We start from the raw sequence: 9,018 nt of genomic DNA, 5'->3' as shown, positions 1-9,018 counted from the left end.
AGGTAGAAACGTAGGTAGAAACGGTAAAGGTTAAGACTCGTGTCAACCCTGCGGAAACTTGGCTAGAATTTCAGTAGAGGTATTTAATCTGAAGCCATGGCAAAATTGCAGATTATTAGCATCAACTAACAACTCCAGCCCTAAAAGTCTCAGAATCGTACAGAGATCTATGAATGCCAATCCTCAACTTATGACGGCGGTGGAACAGCTCGGTTATCGAGTGACTAGTGGGGATGTTGCTACTCAGACGGGCATTCATCTCGAACAGGCGCGTTCGGGATTGCTAGCTTTAGCCAATCGTACTGGGGGACATCTGCAAGTCACCGATAGTGGAGAAGTTATTTATGTCTTCGCGCCCAACTTTCGACAAATCTTGCTCCGCAAGTCTGTAAAACTCCAAATTAAAGCTTGGCTCGATCGACTGTTGACGGTAGGATTTTATCTAGTTAAAATCTCGTTTGGCATTTTATTAATTACGTCGATTAGTGCCGTTTATCTGACGATCTTGGCAATTACGCTAGCCGCTCTCTTTAGTAACGATAGTGGTGCTGACTGTGGCGAGGGTAATTGTGTATTAGCTATTTTTGATTGGGGCGGTAGTAGTTCTCGTAATTATAGCGATCCGAATAGTTCGATCGATCGAGATACATCCAGTTTGGCACCAATCCGAGCGAAAACGCAGCGCAAACCGCTTAATTTTTTGGAAGCAGTATTTTCGGTATTATTTGGAGATGGCAACCCCAACGCCGATTTAGAGCAGCGACGCTGGCGTTATATTGCCAATCTGATCCATCGCCAACAGGGTGTCGCGATCGGCGAACAAATTTTACCTTATTTAGATAACGTCGGGGCGGGATTCGATCGCCGCGCCTTTTTGCCAGAGAATGCGGGTAATGAAGATTATATGTTGCCAGTATTGACGAAGTTTAATGGTATTCCAGAAGTTAGTCCGACCGGACAACTAGTCTATCATTTCCCCGACCTGCAAACTACACTCAAAGACGAGCCGGGACTAAACAATCGCGTTCCGCAATCGCTGCGCGAACGTAAGTGGAAATTTACTAAAGCTACTCGCGAGCAAACTGGTTGGACGATCGGATTATTCGCGCTCAACTTGGTCGGAATTATCATTTTAGGTCTGATGCTTAGAGGGATAAGCAGTAGTTTTATTAGCTTGGCAATGACGATCCTTGCCGTTTATGGTATCGGGCTAGTTGTCATTCCTTCTTTTCGCTATTTGTGGGTCAAACATCTAGATCGGCAAGTCCGCAAGCGCAATAATTTACGCCATCAACAAGTGAATTTATTGCAGCAAGGGGAGCAGATTCAAGAGAAGCTAGACTATGCCAAACAGTTTGCCAAACAACATAAAATTACCGATCGAGATATTATCTACACGACCGAAGATGATGTACTAACGCAAGAGTTTAGACGGTTGGATTCAAGAATTGATAATTGATAATTGATAATTGGGTTAAGTTTCATGAGTGAGGGCAATTTATGAAGCGAGTGAAATCACGCGGAGGGAACCTCCGCATGTGTTTTACTCAAGACATTACCCTCACTCACGAATGGGAGCGAGCCGCCTAGCAATTAAAATTGAAGCTACTTATCGTTACCCATAAACTCTGGCATTGCTACAATGTCCGCGCTCTGACTGATGCCTTCACGTTTGATTACCTTCTCTACAGTCATTAGCAAGATCTTGAAATCCAACCACAGACTCCAGTTATCCACATACCACAGATCCAGCTTAAATTTTTCGTCCCAAGTGAGGGCATTACGGCCATTTACCTGCGCCCATCCGGTAATCCCCGGACGAACTTCATGACGTCGTGCTTGTTCGGGGCTATACCGTTCGAGATATCTTACCAATAGTGGGCGGGGGCCGACAAAACTCATGTCGCCTCGGAGCACATTCCACAGTTGTGGGAGTTCGTCGAGACTAGCTTTGCGCAACAATTGGCCCAGCGGAATCAATCTTTCCTCATCTGATAGTAAATTACCCTCGGCATCACAATCGTCGGTCATCGTGCGAAACTTAAATACGGTAAAAATCTCGCCATCTTTGCCGGGGCGGGCTTGCGTGAAGACAACCGGACTGCCCATGCGGAGGCGGACGACGATCGCCACTACAAGTAGTATCGGTGAAAATAACAGCAATAACAATGCTGCCATCGCTCGATCGCTAAATAGTTTAATGCCTCGACTAAAATAGTGGAGTAAATTGTTGGAAGATTTGGTTTGGATCGTGTTTGTCATCTATCGTTAGTTACTACTAGAGTGATGGAGCTGGGATAATGAGTTGGCTTTCTTTAGTTTGGATCGCGTTCGTCATCGATCGTTAGTTACTGCTAGAGCGATGGAGCCAGGAGATTGCCCCAGCCAATCTTTATTTTGCCCATCTCTTCTATCCCGATTACTAGAAAAAGGATTTTTTTACTTTCTAAGTCTAACAATTTGGGAGAGCTACACTTTATAGTTTATACAGGACTGTAGCTTGCTGCTGCAAAAGCTATTCTAGATCGAACGACCGACTCGGCCAATTTTACTGCTTCCGCCTATTTGAGAATCGAGATCCTATCGTGAACAAAATTATTTCAGTACCCAGCCAGCCGATTACTACAGTGTCGCCCACATCTGCTCGCGATCGGGTGGAAGCCGAACGCGTCCAGGAGATCTTAATCTTACTGACGAGTTTGATGGCTAGAGAAGAAGCGACGATTAAATTGATTATCGATTGTTTATACGATATCGGCTATGTCAATTTAATTAATAAGAAAGTGCGATTGCGACCGCTCAATTCGATCGCCAAATTCATCGCCAAGCGATCGAAGCCTGTCGCTAAAATATTTGCATGGCGATGGTTTATTAAAAATTGCCCGCAATTAATCGCGAAATGGTTGTACGTGAAAGTACAGTTTTAGTTTAATTAAAACTAAAAGCTGATGCGATACATCTGGAATAGCTGTCCTGATTTTGTTGCCGTAACTTTACCGCCGACTTCTTTAACTAAATCGTTGAATTCTGCCAGCGGTGATAAGAAGACTTCAGCACCCAAATATGTCTCTAAAATCGCCCAGTTTTCGGCAATTTCTGTAGTGGGATCGATCGCATCAAAAACAAAGATGCCATTTGGTTTCAAGACTCGTTTGACTTCTTGGAGCACCAGTTTCCAGTATTCCAGCGGATAATAGCAACTAAATCCAGTCGCGATCGCTCGATCGAATGTATCGTTTTCATACTGTAATTGATGGGCGGCTCCAGCTTGAACTCCTTTAAACAATTTAGAATTTAATTGCGAACCGCGCGAATTGAGCGCGCTCCGCGCGACGGTACTCACTTCTTGTCCGTAGAAGTATGTTTCCCACTCGCGCCAATTATAGATTAAAAAACTGACACCACAGCCAATATCTAAACAGCGATGATTTTTTTGAAATGCTGCTAGTTCCCAAAATGGTGAAGTAGTTTTTGCCGCCAGATTGTGACCGATCCATTCTCTAAAAATGGGCATTGCTTCTACTTCTGCTGGCAGCTCGAAAGCTTCTTGTTTGTATTCTCGATCGAATCTTTGTTTGACTCGATCGATTTGACTCGTCCAATCTTGTTGTGGGGAAATGAGGGAACTGTACATAATTGATAATTGATAACTAATAAAGAATACGTAGGGTGGGCACTGCCCACCATCTATATTTCAGACATAACCTATTTTAAAAATTGTTGTCCATCATCTAAAATCCAGGCATAATCTAAGAGCTATTTCTGTTTTTCTAGATAATCGAATACTGATTTGTCGCCAATATCGTCGGGAATCGATTGAAATGCTTTACGGCTGGCGAATATAAAAAATAAACCAGACCAAACAGCAAGTAAAACAGCTTCAATATTTGCAGTAAGTAGGTTGGTGAGATGGCCTAATAGCAAGATCGGCACGAGAAATGTGAGAATTTTTGTTTCAAATCGATTGAAACAAAATGCTTCTTTAAAGAAGATACCCGTCAGTGCGGCGAAGGTAAAACCGATACCTAAAATTGTTAAAGGATGTTCGTAGACGATCGAGCCGATCGGTTCGCGATAATATAAAGAAAAACCGATCGCGCTGACACAACCGATCGCCCAAAATACTTGTAATGCCCGATGCAAAACAACCATATAAATATGAATCGTACTTAAGGCGACACCCATCGCAACCGAGAACGTAATATACAACCAAGTTACTAAACCGATTGCATTTGGCGAGGGGCGTTCGCTGCCACTGACTGGTAATAATACTAGCAAGGTTGCAATGGCAAAACTTACCGCAGCTACCATCAAAGCACTCCGATAAACGATGACGCCTTGACGATCGCGATCGGTAATTGTAAATGTGCCAAACTGTCCTTGATAGATTTCGGGAGTGAAATTGGATTCGAGTGCCGACATTTGCTTGACCTCCGCTAAAATTAGCGAGACGATTGGTTAACCGCGAAACTGTTGCTGATAGGCAAGAAAGACTGCTTCGATCGTTAGATGAGCATCGAGTGATGGCGGTCGATCTGCTAACTCTATTTTCGCTAATATTTGTCGCGCTAACCGATCGCTAACTTGAATTTTTGCCGCTGGATCTAGAGCGGGATATCGATATAGATATTTCCGCATCGTCGCAAAGTCATCGGGTGTCAGTGCTGCAAGATGTCCAGTTTCAATTAGCTGACTGGCTAAGTCTGTTGCAGCAGGCGAGAGACCGATCTTTTGGTTGGCGACTGTTTGTCCTTCTTGAATTAAGATCGTACCAGCAACCCAATCGCCGAGACGTTTTTCTTGGGGTGTAAAAATAATAAATAATATCCCCAAGCAAAATAAGTCATCGATCGGACGCAATAATGCTCGCAAGATCGATTGTTGAATGCCAACATTGCGACCATCGTCTCGAATTACCCGAATTTTGACATGCCGCTTGCCGGGAGTTTGACCGCGCCAGAGAGTCTCAAACAGGACAAAATAACCGATATATACTGCAAAGACCATTAATAGTTGAATCGCCGAGAGCCATAAGCGAGCCGAATTTGATTGCAGCCAAGGAACTTGCGCATACAAAAATGCCCAGACCATCAATAATAAAAAGAGTGTAAAACTCCAAATTAGATAGTCGATTATTAATGCTAATGTCCGATTCCCAATCCCCGCCAAGATAAATTCTAGTTCGACACTTTCTGGGGTTTGGGATTTAACTCGGTTTAAGAATTTCATCTAATTTCGTATTTATTACCAAGAAAACTAGGTGCAAAGTTTCCCCGTTTGGGGGGAGATCGACCCCGTTCGTTTATTCTTGCAACCCTTTGTCATTCAGATAAAGATAATTATCGATTTCCGAACATTGCCTAAATATTCAAGTCGCTACCTTCGCGACGATTGCGGAGATCGTAATAAACGATCGCTTTGATTACTTGCCAGAACGGCATGACGATTAGTTCGGCTAGCAGACCGAGGAAAAAACCGCCAAGCATTAGTAGCGAAGCGATCGCTTGAGTCGATGGATTGGCAAACGGGCCACTCTGACTAGTAGTCATAATTTGACCGATAAAACTAGGGACATTCCCCAGTAAGTTAATCGGTGCCGTCACTAAAAAAGCCACGGCGATAATCGCAGCGACTTTGTTAGCCGCAATCGCGCTCAACTGACGACTCCGACTGATGCTGAAGTTAGCCGATGTTGTAGACTCGATCGCTAGTGGTAATTCGGCGACAAACCAGTAGGCGTAGTAACGAATTAATAATGCAAACCAGAGCAAGATTAACACGACCACTAGCAAACCAATAGCAAAAGATACAGCGATATTGCCAGTACCTAAATTCAACCCATACGTCAGTATGGCAATCAAGATCGAGATTACGATCGCCAAACCGATATAGCTAATCAGCGCGACTAGAAATAGATACAAGCTCACCAACCAAGAAAGCCGCAAGAAACCCCACATACGCGGTAATAATTGTCTAGTGGCATCCTGAACCGTTTCAGGTGCATCGGCTAGCTCCTGATAGGCTAACCGACAAATTACGGCTCGATCGGTAGAATACTTAGCTAAAAAATAAAAGGTGACAGCCACCCACCCTAAAATCACCGGAATGGACAACAGCCATGATTTGGTAATACCATACAGCGCGACACCGACAAACAAAAACCCGACCGAGGCTGCCACGATTGCCACTACCCAAGCAGTCGCTCGCAGTGATACCTGTAAATAACGTTTAAAGTTGGACTTGTATAGAGTAGTGCCCGTAGTAACAACATTCCCGATACTCAAGGTACCGACCGGATCGGCATTATTTTTCATCATGATCTGACATTGCCTGCTGGCGATTGTGGTGATGCTATCTAAATTCTCACCACAATCATAATACCCACGCGCCGCTATTTAAAAAATTGCTGCACGCCAGAAAGATTAGCCGTATCCCGAATCACTAGAAATACACCCAAGCCTAACAATAAAAATAGACCTGTCTGCATTACGGTTTCTTGCAATTTCATCGGTAAGGGTTTGCCGAGGACGCCTTCAAACAACAAAAATGCCAACTGACCGCCATCTAAAGCAGGTAATGGCAAAATATTCATTACGGCCAAATTGATGCTGATCAGCGCGCCAAATTGCAGCAATCCAGCAATATTTGTCGAAGCGATATTCGAGCCGATTTCGACAATTTTGATCGGCCCTGCAATTTGACTGGCGGTATCGCCAAAATTAGTCACCAATTGGGATAACCCTTGGACGGTTAGCACCACAACTCGCTCGAATTCGCTCGCGCCTTTAACCAATGCATCGATCGGACTTACAGATCGATCGATGATAATATCCGCATTGGGTGCGAGTTTCACCCCGATTTGACCCTTGCCACCATCATTAGCATCGGGGGTGACTGTCAGCTCTAAAGTGCGATCGCCGCGTTGAACCTCAAAGGTTAATGGTTGCTGCGCATGGTTCTGGATTTCGCTCATCAGTTTGACGATCGCAGGTTTACCATCTCCCAGTCGTTCTTTATCTACTGCCACAATAATATCTTTGGCTTGCAGTCCGGCTTTGCCTGCTGCCGTACTCAGATCGCTAGCAATCCCCGATACCACTACGCCGGGATGATAATTAATCTGTTGAAATCCTGTGACGCTGACCTGGACGACCATCAAGAAATAAGCAAAAATTAAGTTGGCAATCACGCCCGCACTAATGACGATCGCGCGATCGAGTAGCGGACGATTGCGAAGTAAATTAGGATCGTTGGCTGGAATATCGCTGTCGGGATCGTCATCGGGAAAACCGACAAAACCACCGAGCGGCAATGCGCGTAGCGCGTATTCAGTTTCCTTACCTTGATATTTTAATAATATCGGCCCAAACCCGATCGAGAATTTATTGGCATAAATCCCCTGTAATCTGGCGGCTAAAAAGTGCCCCAGCTCGTGAATAAAAATTAATACTGCTAAAACGCCGATCGCCGCCAATGTTGACATATTTTCTTTTAGTTTGACCTACTATTCCCCATTTTAATCGGGGATGGAAGGTGTGGGGAGTCTCCTCGGATCGGGAACCCATACTTTGGGTAGTGGATAGTGGATAGTGGATAGTGAATCGTTTGGTGTTACTCAATTCAGTGACGATCTTTTAAAAGAGATCGCTGAAATCTGAGGTAGGGGCAATTCCTACCTCAAATCGGCAACGCCGCTCGTTCGAGCTGTCTACATATTGACTGGTTCGGCTAAGTGGACACTAGTAACATAATTGAGATATACAAAGCCGCGATCGTCTTGCCAGCGATCGTGTAACTGCTCTAGATCTGACATTAGTTGCTGGAGTGCATCTCTCGCGCTGGGGGTATAAGAATTACTCCGCACTCGCCCCATTAGTCCAGCTAAATCTAATGCTTGGCAATTGGCAAAAGTATACTCTCGAATATTAGTAAAATGCGGACTTACCAGCAGCGATCGAGCACAATCCAATCGATCGTAGATCGCGCGATTTGTCGATGCTGCGAGCGTTAACTCGCTATATTCAGTGGTAAACGCATCTTCTTTATCCCGATTATTCCACACCAAGGCCAGCCTACCAGGATTTCCAGTTGCGGTTGTTGATTTGAGTATGCGTTGAAACTCTCGTAAAGTGGGTTCTGGATCGAACCAGTGATACGCCTGAAAACAAGTCACCAAATCGACTGAAGCAGCTTCTAGCCTCGTTGCTTCGGCGGTACCATCGCGAAATTCTACCAATGGATGAGGTGTGGCTGCCGATCGCATGGTTGCATTTGGCTCGATCGCCCATACCCTGACATTACGCTCTGCTAGCAGCCTCGCTGAAATGCCCGTGCCCGCACCAATATCTGCGGCGATTGGTTCCGTTCCCAAGCCATCAAGGATTGTATCGATCGCGGCGGCGGGATAGCTCGGTCGATATTTAACATAATCTGCGGCTCGATCGGAGAATCGACCGAGTGGATTGAGGGTATGTAAAGCTGGGGGATTCGAGTTAGTTTCGCTCATGACTAAAATTTAGCTATAGTCAAATCTAACTATAAATGTTAAAATAGTAAGTTGCAAAATTTAACTATAATTTTCAGTATTCATGACCCTAACTCAAGAACGCAAGCAAGAGATCGTGGCAAAGTATCAGTTGCACGCAACCGATACAGGTTCTTCCGATCTGCAAGTCGCCATGCTGACTGAAAGAATCAATCGCCTCAGCGAACACCTCAAAACCAACAAAAGCGACCACGCTTCGCGCCGAGGCTTGTTGAAAATGATCGGACAACGCAAGCGGTTATTGGCATTCATTCAGTCTGAAAGCGTCCAACGTTACCAAAATCTCGCCGACAGCCTCGGTATTCGTCGCGTCAAAGACTAGGAACGTCCCAAAACCAACAACCGCGATTCTCCCGATCGGAGAGGCTACGCCAACGTGCTTCGCGCCGAGGCTCGTCGAACACGATCGGACAACGCAAGCGGTTATTGGCATTCATTCAGTCTGAAAGCGTCCAACGTTACCAAAATCTCGC

General features: G+C 45.0%; 11 protein-coding genes. 3 read left to right on the top strand and 8 right to left on the bottom strand.

The features are described from left to right. Positions 1 to 169: 169 nt before the first annotated feature. Entirely contained in the window at positions 170 to 1,459 is a 1,290-nt protein-coding gene (locus C7B77_RS16610; RefSeq protein WP_106307092.1) for a hypothetical protein, read from the top strand. Between the two features lie 146 nt (positions 1,460 to 1,605). Here C7B77_RS16610 and C7B77_RS16605 read toward each other — a convergent pair whose 3' ends face one another. Continuing rightward, entirely contained in the window at positions 1,606 to 2,262 is a 657-nt protein-coding gene (locus tag C7B77_RS16605) for a sugar transferase (RefSeq protein ID WP_181243889.1), read from the bottom strand. A 323-nt stretch (positions 2,263 to 2,585) separates the two neighbouring features. Between C7B77_RS16605 and C7B77_RS16600 the strand changes: the two genes are divergently transcribed. Further along, the gene (locus tag C7B77_RS16600; RefSeq protein ID WP_106307089.1) at positions 2,586 to 2,927 is read left to right on the top strand and encodes a hypothetical protein; all 342 of its coding nucleotides are present in this window, start codon (positions 2,586 to 2,588) and stop codon (positions 2,925 to 2,927) included. Positions 2,928 to 2,938: 11 nt separating this feature from the next. On the opposite strand, the gene C7B77_RS16595 is transcribed toward C7B77_RS16600, so the two are convergent. The 6 genes from C7B77_RS16595 to C7B77_RS16570 form a co-directional block, all read right to left on the bottom strand. After that, positions 2,939 to 3,634: a class I SAM-dependent methyltransferase gene (locus C7B77_RS16595; protein ID WP_106307086.1), complete on the bottom strand. Its 696-nt coding sequence runs from the start codon at positions 3,632 to 3,634 to the stop codon at positions 2,939 to 2,941. Between the two features lie 122 nt (positions 3,635 to 3,756). After that, on the bottom strand, positions 3,757 to 4,422 hold the full coding sequence (locus C7B77_RS16590; protein ID WP_106307083.1) for a DUF2301 domain-containing membrane protein: 666 nt from the start codon (positions 4,420 to 4,422) through the stop codon (positions 3,757 to 3,759). A gap of 36 nt (positions 4,423 to 4,458) precedes the next feature. Next, entirely contained in the window at positions 4,459 to 5,229 is a 771-nt protein-coding gene (locus tag C7B77_RS16585; protein WP_106307080.1) for an RDD family protein, read from the bottom strand. 131 nt (positions 5,230 to 5,360) lie between these two features. Further along, positions 5,361 to 6,317, bottom strand: coding sequence for a hypothetical protein (locus tag C7B77_RS16580; protein WP_146138362.1), 957 nt, complete (start codon positions 6,315 to 6,317; stop codon positions 5,361 to 5,363). A gap of 74 nt (positions 6,318 to 6,391) precedes the next feature. Beyond that, positions 6,392 to 7,483 (bottom strand): RIP metalloprotease RseP, encoded by a 1,092-nt coding sequence (rseP, locus tag C7B77_RS16575; RefSeq protein ID WP_106307074.1) that lies wholly within the window; start codon positions 7,481 to 7,483, stop codon positions 6,392 to 6,394. 225 nt (positions 7,484 to 7,708) lie between these two features. Continuing rightward, complete coding sequence (locus tag C7B77_RS16570) at positions 7,709 to 8,506, bottom strand: class I SAM-dependent methyltransferase (RefSeq protein WP_106307071.1); 798 nt, start codon at positions 8,504 to 8,506, stop codon at positions 7,709 to 7,711. A gap of 82 nt (positions 8,507 to 8,588) precedes the next feature. Here C7B77_RS16570 and rpsO point away from each other — a divergent pair, with 82 nt between their 5' ends. Further along, a complete protein-coding gene (gene rpsO, locus C7B77_RS16565; RefSeq protein WP_106307069.1) occupies positions 8,589 to 8,867 on the top strand; it encodes a 30S ribosomal protein S15 in 279 nt (92 codons plus the stop codon). On the opposite strand, the gene C7B77_RS31465 is transcribed toward rpsO, so the two are convergent. Further along, positions 8,857 to 8,982 carry a hypothetical protein gene (locus C7B77_RS31465; protein WP_281261367.1) on the bottom strand — a complete coding sequence of 42 codons (126 nt, stop codon included), beginning with the start codon at positions 8,980 to 8,982 and terminating at the stop codon, positions 8,857 to 8,859. The genes rpsO and C7B77_RS31465 overlap by 11 nt on opposite strands. Positions 8,983 to 9,018: the final 36 nt, after the last annotated feature.

Source organism: Chamaesiphon polymorphus CCALA 037 (genome assembly GCF_003003845.1).
GTDB lineage: Bacteria > Cyanobacteriota > Cyanobacteriia > Cyanobacteriales > Chamaesiphonaceae > Chamaesiphon > Chamaesiphon polymorphus.
This window is presented reverse-complemented; position numbering and strand designations above follow the sequence as displayed.

Excerpts from the sequence above, each read along its gene's own strand:
- C7B77_RS16610 (WP_106307092.1), top strand. The coding sequence starts at position 170 with ATGAATGCCAATCCTCAACTTATGACGGCGGTGGAACAGCTCGGTTAT.
- C7B77_RS16605 (WP_181243889.1), bottom strand. The coding sequence starts at position 2,262 with ATGACAAACACGATCCAAACCAAATCTTCCAACAATTTACTCCACTAT.
- C7B77_RS16595 (WP_106307086.1), bottom strand. The coding sequence starts at position 3,634 with ATGTACAGTTCCCTCATTTCCCCACAACAAGATTGGACGAGTCAAATC.
- C7B77_RS16590 (WP_106307083.1), bottom strand. The coding sequence starts at position 4,422 with ATGTCGGCACTCGAATCCAATTTCACTCCCGAAATCTATCAAGGACAG.
- C7B77_RS16585 (WP_106307080.1), bottom strand. The coding sequence starts at position 5,229 with ATGAAATTCTTAAACCGAGTTAAATCCCAAACCCCAGAAAGTGTCGAA.
- C7B77_RS16580 (WP_146138362.1), bottom strand. The coding sequence starts at position 6,317 with ATGATGAAAAATAATGCCGATCCGGTCGGTACCTTGAGTATCGGGAAT.
- rseP (WP_106307074.1), bottom strand. The coding sequence starts at position 7,483 with ATGTCAACATTGGCGGCGATCGGCGTTTTAGCAGTATTAATTTTTATT.
- C7B77_RS16570 (WP_106307071.1), bottom strand. The coding sequence starts at position 8,506 with ATGAGCGAAACTAACTCGAATCCCCCAGCTTTACATACCCTCAATCCA.
- rpsO (WP_106307069.1), top strand. The coding sequence starts at position 8,589 with ATGACCCTAACTCAAGAACGCAAGCAAGAGATCGTGGCAAAGTATCAG.
- C7B77_RS31465 (WP_281261367.1), bottom strand. The coding sequence starts at position 8,982 with ATGAATGCCAATAACCGCTTGCGTTGTCCGATCGTGTTCGACGAGCCT.